We start from the raw sequence: 15,741 nt of genomic DNA on the forward strand, positions 1-15,741 counted from the left end.
CAACTTCGATCTCGCGGGCCACGACATGTCGTGGCTCGCGATTGGTGCAGCGCAGACGCTCTGACTTAGAGTGGATGACCCCACACGAGAACACAGGAGTCAGGCGATGAGCAGCAGCCCGACGGATCGGCACCAGCAGATCCACGCCGACCTCACCGCCGCGCTGGCACCGCTGGGCGCCCGCGTCGAGGACCTCACCGTGACTCCCGCCGGCAAGCGCCGCATCGTGCGGGTGCTCGTCGACAAAGACCTCGACTCGCTCGACCTGCCCGACGAGACGTCGGTCATCGAACCGCTCGACCTCGACACCGTGGGCGACCTCACCAAGGCGATCAGCGACACCCTCGACGCCACCGACGCGATGGGGGAGCAGCCCTACGTGCTGGAGGTCTCCTCACCGGGCGTCGACCGTCCGCTGACCCAGCCGCGGCACTACCGACGCAACATCGGCCGGCTGGTCACCGTGCAGCGGCCCGAGGGCGGCGAGACCACGGGGCGCCTCGTGCGCGCCGGCGCCGACGACTTCGACCTGCGGCCCGAGGGCGGCAAACCCCAGGCCGGCAAAGCCGGTGCGGCGAGCGTGATCACCCTCGGCTACGACGCCGTCACCAAGGGCAAGGTCAACGTGGAGTTCAACCGCGCCGATCCAGCCGACCCAGCCGACAGCACCGACATGAACGACACCACCGACACCACGAAGGAAGGGCAGCACTGATGGACATCGACATGGCCGCACTCCGCGCGCTCGAACGCGAGCGCGAGATTCCGATGGACGTCATCGTGCCCGCCATCGAGCAGGCTCTGCTGACCGCATACCACCGCGTCGACGGCGCGCTTCGGCACGCCCGCGTCGAACTCGACCGCAAGACCGGCCACGTCGTGGTCTGGGCGCGCGAGGACGGCGAGGTCGACGAGGACGGCCTGCGCGGCGAGCCCGGCCCGGAGTTCGACGACACCCCCGACAACTTCGGTCGCGTCGCCGCGGCCACCGCCCGTCAGGTGATCGTGCAGCGGATGCGCGACGTCGAGGACGAAGCCATCCTCGGCGACTTCAAGGGCCGCGAGGGTGACATCGTGGCCGGTGTCATCCAGCAGTCGAACGACCCGCGCGTGGTGCGCGTCGACTTCGGCACCGTCGAGGGCTTCCTGCCCACCGCCGAGCAGGTGCCGGGTGAGGTCTACAAGCACGGCGAGCGGCTGCGTTGCTACGTCGTCAGCGTGAAGCGCGGCCCGAAGGGTCCGCAGATCGGCCTGTCGCGCACCCACCCCAACCTCGTCCGCAAGCTGTTCGCGCTCGAGGTGCCCGAGATCGCCGACGGCACGGTGCAGATCGCCGCGCTCGCCCGTGAGGCCGGGCACCGCACCAAGCTCGCGGTCCACACCAAGGTGCCCGGGGTCAACGCCAAGGGTTCGTGTATCGGCCCGATGGGGTCGCGGGTGCGCGCGGTCATGACCGAACTGCACGGCGAGAAGATCGACATCGTCGACTACTCCGAAGACCCGGCCGAGTTCGTGGCCGCGGCGCTGTCGCCGTCGCGGGTGACCTCGGTGGAAATCACCGACCGGGCCGCGAAGGCGGCGCGGGTGATCGTGCCCGACTTCCAGCTGTCGCTCGCGATCGGCAAGGAAGGCCAGAACGCCCGGCTCGCAGCGAAGTTGACCGGCTGGCGGATCGACATCCGTCCCGACACCGCACCGGACGGCCCGGGTGCCGCGGCGGGAACCGCCGCCGGCCGGGAGTGAATCCTGCGGTAGACTTGCCGCCGGACGGTTCGCCGCCGTCGCCCCGAAAGCCACTCCACGCCGGTCTCCGGACGTGTGTCGGCTGCCGAGCCCGCGACGAACGGTCCGCACTGGTGCACCTCGTCGCGCAGACCGCTGGGGGCCCGCCACCACGGTGGCAGGTCGTGGTCGACGAACGAGGTGGGCTGCCCGGCAGGGGAGCCTGGTTGCATCCGCGTGCCGAGTGCGTCGAACGGGCCATCGCCCGCAAGGCGTTCGGGCGTGCGCTGCGCACACCGGAACCAGTGGACACCACGCCGTTGCAGGAGTGGTGGGCCATGCAAGACCTCGAGACACCGCCCGGTGTCGCGAGCCAGGAAAAGAACCGAAAGCGGGTTTGACGCTGATGAGCACCCGATGAGTACTCAGCGATGAGCATCACCCTCTACTGACGGTTCGCTCGCGACCCTTGTCGCGCTCGGACCGTCGCAATCCCAAAAGGAGAAGCGTGGCAAAGGTCCGAGTTCACGAGCTCGCAAAAGAGCTCGGGATCGAAAGCAAAGAACTTCTTGCGTACCTGAAGGAGCAAGGCGAGTTCGTCAAGACGGCGAGCTCGACCATCGAGGCTCCGGTCGTGCGCAAGATCAAGGAGAACCCGCCGGCCTCCGCAAAGGGCGGCGACCAGACAGGCGCGGGCAGCGCCGCCGACAAGCCGGCCGCCCCCAAGCCGGGTGCAAAGGCCGCCGCACCGAAGCCGGCCGCCAAGCCGGGCGCGGCGACCCCGTCGCCGGCCGGTGCCCGTCCGGGTCCGAAGCCCGCGGCGAAGCCCGCCGAGACGACCGAAGCGGCCCCGCAGCCGTCCGCCGACGCTGCCCCGCGCAAGCCCGCGGCACAGGCCGACGAGTCGGCCAAGCCGGCCGCACCGGCACCCGCAGCACCTGCCGCTCCGGCGGCACCGGCCGCCCGCCAGACCTCGGCACGTCCGGGTCCGGCAGCACCCAAGCCGGGTGCCCGTCCGGCCGCTCGCGAGGAGCGTCCGCAGGGACGTCCGGGCCAGCCCGGTCAGCAGGGCCAGCAGGGTCGTGGTGGCGACGGTCAGCGTCCGCAGGGCCGTCCTGGCGCCGGTGGTGGCGCCCGTCCGGGTGCCCCGCGCCCGGGCAACAACCCGTTCAGCTCCAGCCAGGGCATGCAGTCCGGGCGTCCGCAGCAGGCGCGTCCGGGCAACAACCCGTTCGCCCCGAGCCAGGGCATGCCGCGTCCGGCGGCCGCTCGCGGCACCGGTGGCGCCGCGGGTCCGCGTCCGGCGGGACCCCGCCCCGGTGGTGGCGCGCCGCGTCCGGGTGGTCCGCGTCCCAGCCCCGGCATGATGCCGGAGCGGTCATCGATCGCTCGCCCCGGTGAGCGTCCGGCCCGCGGTGGCGGCGCCGGTCGTCCCGGTGCCGGTGGCGGCGCCCGTCCGGGCGGTGGCGGTTTCGCCGGCCGTCCCGGTGGCGGTGGCAACCGTCCCGGCGGTCGTGGCGGCACGCAGGGTGCGTTCGGACGAGGCGGCGGAAAGGTCCGCGGCCGCAAGTCCAAGCGCGCGAAGCGCCAGGAATTCGAGCAGATGCAGGCGCCGTCGATCGGTGGTGTCACCGTCCCCCGCGGTGACGGCAAGACCATCGTGCGGGTGCGTCGCGGCTCGTCGCTGACCGACTTCGCCGACAAGATCGACGCGAACCCCGCGTCGCTGGTCACCGTGCTGTTCCACCTCGGTGAGATGGCCACGGCGACCCAGTCGCTCGACGAGGACACCTTCAAGCTGCTCGGCGCCGAGTTGGGCTACGACGTCCAGGTCGTCTCGCCAGAGGACGAGGAGAAGGAGCTGTTTAGCTCGTTCAACATCGACCTCGAGGCCGAGGCCGACGCGGAGTCCGACGAAGACCTCAAGCCGCGTCCGCCGGTCGTGACCGTCATGGGTCACGTCGACCACGGTAAGACGCGACTGCTCGACGCGATCCGTAACGCGAAGGTGCAGGCCTCCGAAGCCGGTGGCATCACCCAGCACATCGGTGCCTACCAGGTGCACACCGACCACGAGGGCGTCGACCGTGCGATCACCTTCATCGACACCCCCGGTCACGAGGCGTTCACCGCCATGCGTGCCCGTGGTGCGAAGGTCACCGACATCGCGATCCTCGTAGTCGCGGCCGACGACGGCGTCATGCCGCAGACGATCGAGGCGTTGAACCACGCCCAGGCGGCCGACGTGCCGATCGTGGTCGCGGTCAACAAGATCGACGTCGAAGGTGCGAACCCGGCGAAGATCCGTCAGCAGCTGACCGAGTACAACCTCATCGCCGAGGAGTACGGCGGCGACACCATGTTCGTCGACGTCTCGGCCAAGCAGGGCGAGAACATCGACCAGCTGCTCGAGGCCGTGCTCCTCACCGCCGACGCCGCGCTCGACCTGCGCGCCAACCCGGACAAGGACGCCCGCGGTGTCGCGATCGAGGCCAACCTCGACCGTGGACGCGGCGCCGTCGCCACCGTCCTGGTCCAGTCCGGAACGCTGCACGTCGGTGACGCGATCGTCGCCGGCACGGCCCACGGACGCGTCCGTGCCATGCTCGACGAGCACGGCAACAACCTCGACGAGGCCGGTCCGTCGCGTCCGGTGCAGGTGATGGGTCTTGCGTCCGTTCCGCGGGCCGGTGACACCTTCATCGTCGCGCCCGATGACCGCACCGCCCGTCAGATCTCGGAGAAGCGTGAAGCGGCCGACCGTCAGGCCAGCCTGGCGAAGGCCCGCAAGCGGATCAGCCTGGAAGACCTCAACGAGCAGCTCGCTGCCGGCAAGGTCGAGACCCTCAACCTCATCCTCAAGGGTGACGTGTCGGGTTCGGTCGAGGCCCTCGAGGACGCCCTCATGCAGATCGACGTGGGCGACGAGGTCGACCTGCGCATCATCGACCGCGGCGTCGGTGCGATCACGATGAACAACATCAACCTCGCGGTGGCCTCCAACGCGGTGATCATCGGCTTCAACGTGCGAGCCGAGGGGCAGAACGCGGAGTACGCCGACAAGGAAGGCGTTGAGATTCGCTACTACTCGGTGATCTACAACGCCATCGAGGAGATCGAAGCCGCGCTCAAGGGCATGCTCAAGCCGGAGTTCGAGGAGCACGAGCTGGGCACCGCGGAGATCCGGGAGATCTTCCGTTCGTCCAAGTTCGGCAACATCGCCGGTTCGATCGTGCGCTCGGGTGAGATCAAGCGTGGCTCCAAGGCCCGCATCACCCGTGACGGTGTGGTCGTCGCCGAGGGCATCGAGATCGCCGGTCTGCGCCGGTTCAAGGACGAGGTCACCGAGGTCCGCGAGGGCTTCGAGTGCGGTATCAACCTCGGGTCGTACAACGACCTGCAGTTGGGCGACCTTATCGCGACCTACGAGATGCGCGAGAAGCCCAGGGACTAGTTCCTTGCGAAGTTCCAGCCAGCCGACAACGGCCCAGGTCACGACCTGGGCCGTTGTCGTTTCCTGCGCCCGGTAGCGTTGGCGGGCGTGAATGAGTACCTGGTGCTGGTCGCACCGTCCGCCAATCGGGTCTATGCCGATGCCGCGCCTCGGCTCGCCGCGCAGGAGGCGATGGCAGTGCTCGGGGCGTTCGGGTCGTGGACGGCGGTCGCGCCGACCCAGGTCGCGGGGGTCGACTATCTGCGGGTCGAGTCCGACTCCGAGCACGCGCTCGACGTGTTGTCGAACCTGTCGGCCACCTTCGCGATCTTCGCCGCTGAGGGCGAGTTGCTGCGTCCGATTCCGTTGCAGCGCAGGCAGTTCTACCCCGACGACGTGGTGACCATCCAGAAGTACCAAGGCAAGACCAACGAGCAGTGGACCCGCCTGCTGCTCAATGTCACCGCCGCCGCGACCAAGCAGCCCGGCCGCTGGCTCGACGGGCGGCTCGACGTGATGGACCCGATGTGTGGTCGCGGCACCACGCTCAACATCGCGCTGCTCGCCGGCTACTCGGTGACCGGCGTCGACATCGACCGCAAGGACTACGACACCTACGCGGCGTTCCTGAAGACCTGGGCCCAGACCCACCGGCTCAAGCACACGATGGATCGCGGCGCGAGCACCACCGGTGGGCGGGCCCGCGGGCGGGAGTTCACCCTCGAGGTGGCCCCGGACAAGGACGCGTTCAAGGCGGGGGAGACCCACACCGTGCGTTACCTGTCGACCGACACCACCGAACTCTCCGGCCTGGTGCGTGCCGCGAGTATCGATGTCATCGTCACCGACACGCCGTACGGCGTGCAGCACGGCTCGCACGGCGACCGCCTGTCACGGCGTCCGATGGAGCTCATCGACCGTGCCCTGCCCGCGTGGACCACCACGCTGCGCACCGGCGGTGCGGTCGGGCTGTCGTACAACCGGCACGTGGCACCGGCCGACGAACTGGCACTCCTGCTCGAACAACACGGGCTCACCGTGGTCACCGACATCGAGGCGGCACCCTTCCGGCACCGGGTCGACGCCTCGATCGACCGCGACCTGATCGTCGCCCGCAAGGACTGATCGCTGCCACGACAAAGGGTTCCGGACACTGTGTCCAGTGACCGGAACCCCTTGCGTCCAACCGGATCGGTCAGGCGGGTGTCGCCGACGAGCTCGGCGCGGCATCCGACGTCGAGCGGCTGGAGCCGCTCGAACCACTCGAGCCGCTCGAGCCCTCGGAGGAGCCCGACCGATCATCGCGCGGGCCGTGATCGCCATGGGCACCACGACCGGGGCCGCCCTTGCCGTCGCGTCCCGGGCCGCCGGTGCGCTCGGTGATCGTCTTGAGGTCCTTGCTCACCTCGTACATCACCTTGCTGCCCGACTTGGTGCCCATGACGTCGTACGAGCCGTCGGGGTCTTTCAGCACTCGCTCGATCGTGACGCCGGAGTACTTCGCGGTGACGGCCTTCTTGACGCTGTCGGCCTCGGTACCGGTGACCGTGGTGTGCTCGTGCCCGCCACGGTCGGCCTTGTCGTTCGTGTCGTCCTTCGTGTCGTCCTTCGCGTCGGTCGAACCGGAGGGCGACGTGCTGGTGGCCGACGCAGCGCTGCTGCCGTCCGCCATCGCGGTGGCTGCGGTGCCGACGCCGGCCGCCGCAACGGTGGCCAATGCCGCCGCTGCGACAATCTTCTTCCTCGCCATGGTGTGCCTTCCTGTTTGCGTGGGGCCGGAGCTCTGGCCATTCGTTGATCGACCATCCGCGCCGCACCTGTCAGGAGGCTGTCACCGGCTTCGCACCACGCTGGGTGAAGCTGGGTGAACGTTGTGACCGGGCGGCAGGAGCACCCGTCGCGGCGCGATAGGTTTGGGGAATGGCTGACCCCGCACGCGCCCGCAAGATCGCCGAACGCATCAAGGCCCTCGTGGCCGAATACCTGGAGTTCCGACTCAAGGACGAGCGGCTCGGATTCATCACCGTCACCGACGTCCGGGTGACCGGCGACCTGCAGCACGCGTCCGTCTTCTACACCGTGTTCGGCGACGAGGCGGCGCGCGCCGACACCGAGGCCGCGCTGGCCGACAACCGCGGCCGCATCCGCTCACACGTCGGCAAGGGACTCGGCATCCGGCTGACACCGTCGCTGGAGTTCATCCCCGACGCCATCCCCGAGGGTGCCGCCAACATCGAGGCCGCGCTGGCAGCCGCCAAGGAGCGTGACGCCGAACTCGCCCGCAACGCCGGCGGGGCCGCCTACGCGGGCGACGCCGACCCCTACCGCAAGCCCGCCGAGGACCGGCCGGAGGAATGACCGACGGCCTGCTGCTGGTCGACAAGCCGGCCGGCTGGACCAGTCACGACGTCGTCGCACGCACCCGGCGGCTGGCCGGCACGCGGCGGGTCGGACACGCCGGCACGCTCGACCCGATGGCCACCGGCCTCCTGGTGCTCGGCATCAACCGGGCCACCAAGCTGCTGACCTTCCTCGTCGGCTGCGACAAGACCTACACCGCGACGATCCGACTGGGTCAGACGACGGTCACCGACGACGCCGAGGGCGACATCACCGCGTCGGCCGATGCCACCGGCCTGTCCGAGGCGACCATCCGGACGGCGATCGCCGGACTGACCGGCGACATCGAGCAGGTGCCCAGCTCGGTCAGCGCCATCAAGGTCGACGGCAAACGCGCCTACGCCAAGGTGCGCGGCGGTGACGAGGTCAAGTTGAAGGCCCGGCCGGTGACTGTGTCGAGCTTCGACCTGAGGTCGATCGAGGCGCGCCCCGAGGTTGGCCCCGGCGTCCTTGACCTTGAAGTCGAGGTCGAAGTTTCCTCGGGCACCTACGTCCGTGCCCTGGCGCGCGATCTCGGCGCTGCGCTGGGGGTCGGGGGACACCTGACCGCGCTGCGCCGCACCCGGGTCGGGCGGTATCGCGTCGACGACGTGCCGACCCTCGAGGATCTGACGTCGCGGGTCCAGGCCGGGGACTCGCTGCCGGTGTTGCCGATGGCCGACGCGGCACGCGCGCAGTTCGCGGTGCGCGAACTCGACGAGGCACAGGCGCGCACGCTGCGCTACGGCCAGAAGCTGGCGCCGGGTGGGCCGACCGAAGCCGTCGTCGCGGCCATCGCCCCCGGTCACGAAGGCGAGCCCGACGATCTCGTCGCGATCCTCGATCAGAGCGGGCCGCATCCCCGCTCGAGTGTGGTCTTCCCGCTCGCCTGATCGCGATCGAGTCGATCGCGCCACACCACCGCCGCCGCCGACCGTGTCGCGCACTACAGTTGCCGCCGTGCTTGTGATCTCCCGCATCGAGGACGTGCCCACAGACCTCGGACCCACGGTCGTCGTCATGGGCAACTTCGACGGGGTGCATCGCGGCCACCAGGCGCTGCTGCGCCGTGTCTGCGAGCTGGCGGCCGAACGCTCCGCCGCGCCGGTCGCCGTCACCTTCGAGCCGCACCCGATCGCGGTGCTGCGCCCGCAGGACGCCCCCGACCAGATCACCGACCTGCAGACCCGCCTCGATCGGCTCGCCGAGTCCGGCGTCACCGCGACCTTGGTGCTGGAGTTCACCCACGAACTCGCGGCGATGACACCCGAGGAGTTCGTCGAGCAGGTGTTCGTCGAGCGGCTGCGCGCGACGGCTGTCGTCTGCGGCCACGACACCCGCTTCGGCGCGCGCAACTCCGGTGACGTCGACACGCTGCGCGAACTGGGTGCCGACCACGGTTTCGAGGTCGTCGTCATCAACGACGTGATGGCCGACGAGGCCCATCACCGGTTCTCCTCGACCGGCGTCCGCCAGGCGCTGCGCGACGGCGACGTCACCGAGGCGGCCCGCATGCTCGGCCGTCCGCACACCGTCACCGGCATGGTCGTGCACGGCTTCGAGCGCGGGCGCGAGCTCGGCTTCCCGACCGCGAACCTCGCCGAAGATGCCACCGGCATGGTGCCGGCGGATGGCGTCTACGCCGGATACCTGGTGCGTCCGAACCTGCCGGCCGGAGCCGCCGACCACCGGATGCCCGCCGCGATCTCGGTGGGCACCAACCCGACCTTCGACGGCACCAAGCGCACGGTCGAGGCCTACGTGATCGACCGCACCGACCTCGACCTCTACGACGAGGTCGTCACCGTCGAGTTCGTCCGCCGGTTGCGGGGCAACATCCGCTTCGAGGGCATCGACCCGCTCATCGAGCAGATGACGCGCGACGTCGACCAGGCCCGCGAACTGTGCCCCGACCCCACCATCTGAGCCGCCGCGCGGCGCTCGGGGCCGACCGGTGAGCGTGACCCGCACTGCCGCCGGTGCACCGCCGGGCGGCTGGACCGCCGACTCCCGGCAGCTGTCCTGGACCCGGTCGGACTGGGGTCTGCTGCTGGCGGCGAGTGCCCTCTGCGGGATCGGCGCACTGCTGGTGTGGTCGGCCACCCGCCACGTCGACGGTGCCGGCTACCTGGTGCGACACCTCATCAACACCGCGATCGGAGTGACGCTCGCCGTGCTCGTCATCCGCACCGATTCCCGGATCATCCGGGCGCTCGCGCCGTGGGTGTACCTCGGCGCGGTGCTCGGACTCGTGCTCGTGCTCAGCCCGCTCGGGTCGACGATCAACGGATCGCGCTCCTGGATCCAGGTGCCCGGCTTCTCGATCCAGCCGGCCGAACTGGCGAAGGTTGCGCTATGCGTCGGGTTGGCGATGATCCTGGCCGAACGGGGCGAGCGCGCAGCGCCCCCGCCCCGGGCCGACGTCTGGCTCGCGGTGGTGATCGCGGGGGTGCCGATCCTGTTGGTGCTTGCGCAACCCGACCTCGGGTCGGCGCTGGTGTTGGTGATGCTCACCCTCGGTGTCGTCGCGGTCTCGGGCGCATCGCGCTGGTGGCTGATGTCGGCGGCCGCACTGATGGCGGCGGGCGTGTTCGCCGCCGTGCGCACCGACCTGCTCGACCCGTACCAGCGGGCTCGGCTGACCGCGTTCGCCGACCCCGGCGCCGACCCCACCGGCATCGGCTACCAGGTGCAGCAGGTGAAGATCGCGATCGGGTCGGGCGGCTGGACCGGACAGGGCCTGTTCAGCGGACGGCAGACCCAGGGCGGGTTCATCCCGTTCCAACAGACCGACTTCGTCTTCTCCGTCGCGGGGGAGGAGTTCGGCTTCATCGGCGCCCTGATCGTCGTCGCGCTGCTCGGACTGGTGGTGGTGCGCGGCATCCTCATCGCCCGCCGCGCCCAGGACTCCTTCGGTCGTCTGGTGGCCGTCGGGGTGGTGGGTTGGTTCCTGTTCCAGATCCTGGAGAACCTCGGCATGAACCTCGGGCTCATGCCGGTGACCGGGCTGCCGCTGCCGTTCGTGTCGTACGGCGGATCGAGCATGTTCGCCTGCTGGATCGCGATCGGTCTGCTGGAGAACGTCCACCTGGTCAGCCTGCGACGCCTCTACTGAGCGGGCCGCGACCCATCACGGCGAATTATCGACCTAACGCGTGACGCTCACCGAACTCGCAAGTAACCTGGGTCACATCACCCGGGAGTCCGAACCCGGATGGAGGAGAGAAGAACCCATGCCCATGATGTCCCAGCAGGATGAGAAGCCCGATCTCGCGGTGGTCGAGAACGCCGCCAAGTCGGTTGCCGACCTCTTCCTGGATCGCGTGTCGAAGACCCCCGACAAGGTCGCCTTCGAGTTCCCCGACGCCAACGAGAACTGGCACCAGATGACGTGGCAGGAAGTGGACGAACGCGTCCGCCGCATCGCCGCCGGACTGGTCAGCCTCGGCGTCGAACTCGAGGACCGTTGCGCAATCGCCAGTGCCACCAGCGTCGAATGGGCGCTGATCGACCTGGGCATCATGCTCGCCGGCGCCGCCACCACGACGATCTACCCGACGTCCACCGTCGACGACACCCTGTACATCGTCACCAACTCCGGCAGCAAAGTCGTCTTCACCGAGACCGACGCGCACAACAAGATCCTCACCGAGGGTCGCGACGCGATCGACTCCGTGGTCAAGGTCGTCACGATCAACGGCACGTCCGACGGCGACTGGATCATCTCGCTCGACGACCTCGAGAAGCTGGGCGAGGGCTACCTGGCCGATAACCCCGGATCGATCGAGGAGCGGGTCGCGCAGATCAAGCCCGACGACCTGGCCACGCTGATCTACACCTCCGGCACCACCGGTCGTCCGAAGGGCGTTCGTCTGCCGCACAGCGCGTGGACCTACGAGGCCGCCGCCGTCGACTCCGTGCACATCCTCGGACCCGACGACAAGGCCTTCCTGTGGCTGCCGCTGGCCCACGTTTTCGGCAAGGTGCTGCTGACGCTGCCGCTGCAGGTCGGCTTCACCACCGCGATCGACGGACGCGTCGACAAGATCGTCGAGAACCTCCCGATCGTGAAGCCGGTCTGGATGGGCGCCGCACCCCGCATCTTCGAGAAGGTCTACGGCCGCATCTCGATGATGATGCGTGACGAGGGCGGCGTGAAGGCCAAGCTGTTCGACTGGCACTCCGGCAACGCCGGCAAGGTGTCCGACGCCAACGCGTCCGGCCAGAAAATCGGTGCCGCGACGGCCCTGCAGCACAAGGTCGGCGACGCGATCATCGCCAAGAAGATCCGGGAGCGCTTCGGCGGCAACATCCGCTTCTTCATCTCGGGTTCGGCGGCGCTGAACCGCGACGTGGCGAAGTGGTTCGACGGCATGGGCATCCCGATCCTCGAGGGCTACGGCCTCACCGAGACCAGCGCGGCGTCGTTCGTCAACCGCCCCTACGCCAACGTTCCGGGCAGTGTCGGTTGGCCGCTGCCGGGCACCGAGGTGCAGATCGCGCAGGACGGCGAGATCCTCGTCAAGGGCCCCGGTGTCATGCAGGGTTACCGCGGTCTCGACGACGTCACCAAGGAGGTGCTCACCGAGGACGGCTGGTTCCACACCGGCGACATCGGCGAGTTGAGCCCGACCGGTCACCTGCGCATCACCGACCGCAAGAAGGACCTCTTCAAGACGTCCAACGGCAAGTACGTCGCGCCGAGCCAGATCGAGGCCACGTTCAAGGGCATCTGCCCGTTCGCCTCGCAGTTGGTCGTGGAGGGCGACGGGCGAAAGTTCGTGTCGGCGCTGATCACCCTCGACGAGGACTCCATCAAGGAATGGGCCGAGCACCACGGCGGCGACCTCAAGGGCGCCGACTACCAGACGATCGTCACCAGCGACAAGGTGCGCGACCTCGTCCAGGGTTACATCGACGAGCTCAACCGGGGCCTCGCCCGTTGGGAGCAGGTCAAGCGGTTCATCATCCTGCCGCGTGACCTGTCCATCGAGGAGGGCGAGATCACCCCGAGCCTGAAGCTCAAGCGCAAGATCGTCGTGCAGAAGTTCAAGGACGACCTCGACACGCTGTACGCGGACTGACATCCGGCTCGACCAACCACAGGCTCGACCACACGGACGGCCGGCTCGTACCCTCGGGTGCGGGCCGGCCGTTCGCGTTCGACGCGGACCCGACGCTGACCTACCCTGGAGTTCATGTCTGTGCCCACCTCCGCCACATCCCCGGGTGAGTCCCTGTTCCACCGCCTCGAACCATTGCTGGAGAAGGTGTCCAAACCGATCCAGTACGTCGGCGGTGAGCTCAACTCCCAGACCAAGGACTGGCACTGCGGTGGCCACGGCCCGGACGGCGAGGAACTCACCGTCCGCTGGTCGTTGATGTACCCGGACGCCTACGAGGTCGGCCTGCCCAACCAGGGCGTCATGATCCTGTACGAAGTGCTCAACGAGCAGCCGAACGCGCTCGCCGAGCGCACCTACGCGGTGTGGCCCGACATGGAGGCCGCCATGCGCGAGCAGGGCGTGCCGCAGTTCACCGTCGACGGCCACCGCGCAGTGCGTGACTTCGACGTCTTCGGGCTGTCGTTCTCCACCGAGCTCGGTTACACCAACATGCTCACCGCCCTCGACCTGGCCGGCATCGCGCTGCACGCCGCCGACCGCGGCGACGACGAACCGATCGTGCTGGCCGGTGGGCACGCCGCGTTCAACCCCGAGCCGATCGCCGACTTCATCGACGCCGCCGTGGTGGGCGACGGTGAGGAGGCTGTGCTCGCGATCACCCAGCACGTCGCCGCCTGGAAGGCGCAGGGTCGCCCGGGTGGTCGCAAGGAACTGCTGCTGCGACTGGCCCGCACCGGTGGTGTATACGTGCCGTCGCTGTACGACGTCGACTACCTGCCCGACGGCCGGATCAAGCGTGTCGCACCCGCGCCCGACGCCACCGGCGTGCCGTGGCGCGTGTCGAAGCACACCGTCATGGAACTCGACGAGTGGCCCTACCCGAAGCAGCCGCTGGTGCCGCTGGCAGAGACCGTGCACGAGCGGATGTCGGTCGAGATCTTCCGCGGCTGCACCCGTGGCTGCCGGTTCTGCCAGGCCGGCATGATCACGCGTCCGGTGCGCGAGCGTTCGATCACCGGCATCGGTGACATGGTGCGCCAGGGCCTCGCCGCGACCGGGTTCGAGGAGGTGGGTCTGCTCTCGCTCAGCTCGGCCGACCACACCGAGATCGCCGAGATCACCAAGGGTCTGGCCGATCGTTACGAGGGCACCCAGACCGGGCTGTCGCTGCCGTCGACCCGTGTCGACGCGTTCAACATCGACCTCGCGAACGAGCTCACCCGCAACGGGCGCCGCTCGGGTCTGACCTTCGCACCCGAGGGCGGCTCCGAGCGCATCCGCAAGGTGATCAACAAGATGGTCACCGAGGACGACCTCATCAACACGGTCGCCGCGGCCTACGGTGCCGGCTGGCGACAGGTGAAGCTCTACTTCATGTGCGGCCTGCCGACCGAGACCGACGAGGACGTGCTGCAGATCGCCGAACTCGCCAAGCGGGTCATCGAGACCGGCCGGCAGGTCAGCGGCCGCAAGGACATTCGCTGCACCGTGTCGATCGGTGGGTTCGTGCCCAAGCCGCACACCCCGTTCCAGTGGTGCGCCCAGCTCGGTGTGGAGGAGACCGACGCCCGGCTGCAGAAGCTGCGCGACGCGATCCGCTCCGACAAGCGCTACGGCAGCTCGATCGGCATGCGCTACCACGACGGCCAGCCGGGCATCGTCGAAGGACTGCTCTCGCGCGGCGACCGCCGCGTCGGGTCGGTCATCGAGGCGGTGTGGCGCGACGGCGGACGCTTCGACGGTTGGAGCGAGCACTTCTCCTACGAGCGCTGGATGCGCTGCGCGGCCGAAGCGCTCGGCCCGCACGGTCTCGACGTCGCCTGGTACACCACGCGCGAGCGGGGCGAGACCGAGGTGCTGCCCTGGGACCACCTCGACTCCGGCCTCGACAAGGAATGGCTGTGGGACGACTGGCAGGACGCGCTCGACGAGACCGAGGTCGACGACTGCCGCTGGACCCCCTGCTTCGACTGCGGCGTGTGCCCGCAGATGGGCACCGAGATCCAGATCGGCCCCACCGGCAAGAAGCTGTTGCCGCTCACCGTCGTCTGACCCGACCCCGCTCCCGGGTCCCGTTGTATTGCAACGAGGCCCGCAACTCCCGCGTGCTCTGAAGGACAGATAGGAAGACCGATGGCCAGACAGCGTGTGCCCGAGGGGCCGCCGCCCGCGCCGGTGGTGCAGAAACTGCGCGTGCAGTACGCCAAGCGTGGCCGGCTGCGGTTCACTTCGACCCGCGACTTCCAGCGGGCGCTGGAACGCGCCGTCCGCCGGGCGCAGGTGCCGATTGCGTTCTCGGCCGGGTTCCACCCGCACCCGCGGATCAGTTACGCGAACGCGGCGGCCACCGGCACCGCGAGCGAGGCGGAGTACTTCGAGCTGGCGCTGCAACGTGAGTGCGACCCCGAACAGGTGCGCGCCGCCCTCGACGAGGCGCTGCCCGACGGACTCGACATCCTCAAGGTGGTCGTGTCCGGCACCGGGTCGTTGGCCGACGGCCTGCTCGCCAGCGACTGGCGGCTGGCGTTCGGCGACGTCGAGGAGTCGGTGCTGACGCATGCGGTCGAGCAGTTGCTGGCGCGCGACCGGGTGGAGGTCACCCGGATGATGAAGTCGGGCCCGCGCACCTTCGAGGTGCGCGAGGCGATCGTGCGCGCGTCGGTCGACGGCACCACCCTCGACCTGACGCTGACCCACACGACACCCAGCGTGCGCCCCGACGACGTGCTCACCGCGTTGCGCGAGGTGTCGGGGCTGGTCGTCGACCGCACCCCGTTGATCACGCGGTTGCGCCAGGGCACCCCGGCGCCGGACGGCGCGATCACCGACCCGCTCGACTGAGCTGCTCGACCGGTCTGCTCGACCGGGCTGCTCGGCTGATCCGGCGGCGTCCGCAGCACACCGTCCGGTGGTACAGGTCACCGGTTACGACTCGGTAGCGCGAGCGTGTGCGATAATCGACCTCGGTCACGCCGCTTGCCACGCCGGCGCCGTGCCCCGTCGAGACATCGATCGCTGCGCCCCATCTGCGAGCGCGCAGCCGGTCAAGCGCCCGACGGCATCGAAGCAGTGCCGCGCACC

Annotated in this window: 13 protein-coding genes; 12 read left to right on the forward strand and 1 reads right to left on the reverse strand. The window is 69.3% G+C overall.

Annotated elements, in window-relative coordinates:
• Positions 1-106: 106 nt before the first annotated feature.
• The 5 genes from rimP to DFJ65_RS08675 all read left to right on the forward strand — a co-directional run bounded on the left by rimP (position 107) and on the right by DFJ65_RS08675 (position 6,280).
• On the forward strand, positions 107-715 hold the full coding sequence (gene rimP, locus DFJ65_RS08655) for a ribosome maturation factor RimP (RefSeq protein ID WP_115922680.1): 609 nt from the start codon (positions 107-109) through the stop codon (positions 713-715).
• A complete protein-coding gene (gene nusA, locus DFJ65_RS08660) occupies positions 715-1,743 on the forward strand; it encodes a transcription termination factor NusA (RefSeq protein ID WP_115922681.1) in 1,029 nt (342 codons plus the stop codon). The genes rimP and nusA overlap by 1 nt, the downstream gene beginning before the upstream one ends.
• A 113-nt stretch (positions 1,744-1,856) precedes the next feature.
• On the forward strand, positions 1,857-2,123 hold the full coding sequence (locus DFJ65_RS08665) for a YlxR family protein (protein WP_245950126.1): 267 nt from the start codon (positions 1,857-1,859) through the stop codon (positions 2,121-2,123).
• Positions 2,124-2,230: 107 nt separating this feature from the next.
• Positions 2,231-5,176, forward strand: coding sequence for a translation initiation factor IF-2 (gene infB, locus DFJ65_RS08670; RefSeq protein WP_115922683.1), 2,946 nt, complete (start codon positions 2,231-2,233; stop codon positions 5,174-5,176).
• Between the two features lie 87 nt (positions 5,177-5,263).
• Positions 5,264-6,280, forward strand: coding sequence for a TRM11 family SAM-dependent methyltransferase (locus DFJ65_RS08675; RefSeq protein WP_115922684.1), 1,017 nt, complete (start codon positions 5,264-5,266; stop codon positions 6,278-6,280).
• Positions 6,281-6,350: 70 nt separating this feature from the next.
• Here DFJ65_RS08675 and DFJ65_RS08680 read toward each other — a convergent pair whose 3' ends face one another.
• Entirely contained in the window at positions 6,351-6,905 is a 555-nt protein-coding gene (locus DFJ65_RS08680; protein ID WP_147301362.1) for a hypothetical protein, read from the reverse strand.
• A gap of 170 nt (positions 6,906-7,075) precedes the next feature.
• Here DFJ65_RS08680 and rbfA point away from each other — a divergent pair, with 170 nt between their 5' ends.
• The 7 genes from rbfA to DFJ65_RS08715 all read left to right on the forward strand — a co-directional run bounded on the left by rbfA (position 7,076) and on the right by DFJ65_RS08715 (position 15,501).
• Positions 7,076-7,513, forward strand: coding sequence for a 30S ribosome-binding factor RbfA (gene rbfA / locus DFJ65_RS08685; protein WP_115922686.1), 438 nt, complete (start codon positions 7,076-7,078; stop codon positions 7,511-7,513).
• A complete protein-coding gene (gene truB / locus DFJ65_RS08690) occupies positions 7,510-8,427 on the forward strand; it encodes a tRNA pseudouridine(55) synthase TruB (protein ID WP_115922687.1) in 918 nt (305 codons plus the stop codon). Before rbfA ends, truB begins: the two co-directional genes overlap by 4 nt.
• A gap of 67 nt (positions 8,428-8,494) precedes the next feature.
• Positions 8,495-9,460 (forward strand): bifunctional riboflavin kinase/FAD synthetase, encoded by a 966-nt coding sequence (locus DFJ65_RS08695; protein ID WP_115922688.1) that lies wholly within the window; start codon positions 8,495-8,497, stop codon positions 9,458-9,460.
• A gap of 34 nt (positions 9,461-9,494) precedes the next feature.
• Positions 9,495-10,649, forward strand: a complete 1,155-nt coding sequence (rodA, locus tag DFJ65_RS08700; protein WP_245950128.1) for a rod shape-determining protein RodA — start codon at positions 9,495-9,497, stop codon at positions 10,647-10,649.
• A 118-nt stretch (positions 10,650-10,767) separates the two neighbouring features.
• Positions 10,768-12,618 (forward strand): AMP-dependent synthetase/ligase, encoded by a 1,851-nt coding sequence (locus DFJ65_RS08705; RefSeq protein WP_115922689.1) that lies wholly within the window; start codon positions 10,768-10,770, stop codon positions 12,616-12,618.
• Positions 12,619-12,732: 114 nt separating this feature from the next.
• Entirely contained in the window at positions 12,733-14,712 is a 1,980-nt protein-coding gene (locus tag DFJ65_RS08710; RefSeq protein WP_115922690.1) for a TIGR03960 family B12-binding radical SAM protein, read from the forward strand.
• 81 nt (positions 14,713-14,793) lie between these two features.
• A complete protein-coding gene (locus DFJ65_RS08715) occupies positions 14,794-15,501 on the forward strand; it encodes a TIGR03936 family radical SAM-associated protein (protein WP_115922691.1) in 708 nt (235 codons plus the stop codon).
• The last annotated feature ends 240 nt before the right edge of the window (positions 15,502-15,741 follow it).

Origin of the sequence: Calidifontibacter indicus (genome assembly GCF_003386865.1) — a bacterium.
Taxonomy (GTDB): Bacteria; Actinomycetota; Actinomycetes; order Actinomycetales; family Dermatophilaceae; genus Yimella; species Yimella indica.

Bases quoted from the DNA above. Each gene is read 5' to 3' on its own strand.
- rimP (WP_115922680.1), top strand. From the start codon at position 107: ATGAGCAGCAGCCCGACGGATCGGCACCAGCAGATCCACGCCGACCTC.
- nusA (WP_115922681.1), top strand. From the start codon at position 715: ATGGACATCGACATGGCCGCACTCCGCGCGCTCGAACGCGAGCGCGAG.
- DFJ65_RS08680 (WP_147301362.1), bottom strand. From the start codon at position 6,905: ATGGCGAGGAAGAAGATTGTCGCAGCGGCGGCATTGGCCACCGTTGCG.
- rbfA (WP_115922686.1), top strand. From the start codon at position 7,076: ATGGCTGACCCCGCACGCGCCCGCAAGATCGCCGAACGCATCAAGGCC.
- truB (WP_115922687.1), top strand. From the start codon at position 7,510: ATGACCGACGGCCTGCTGCTGGTCGACAAGCCGGCCGGCTGGACCAGT.
- DFJ65_RS08705 (WP_115922689.1), top strand. From the start codon at position 10,768: ATGCCCATGATGTCCCAGCAGGATGAGAAGCCCGATCTCGCGGTGGTC.
- DFJ65_RS08710 (WP_115922690.1), top strand. From the start codon at position 12,733: ATGTCTGTGCCCACCTCCGCCACATCCCCGGGTGAGTCCCTGTTCCAC.
- DFJ65_RS08715 (WP_115922691.1), top strand. From the start codon at position 14,794: ATGGCCAGACAGCGTGTGCCCGAGGGGCCGCCGCCCGCGCCGGTGGTG.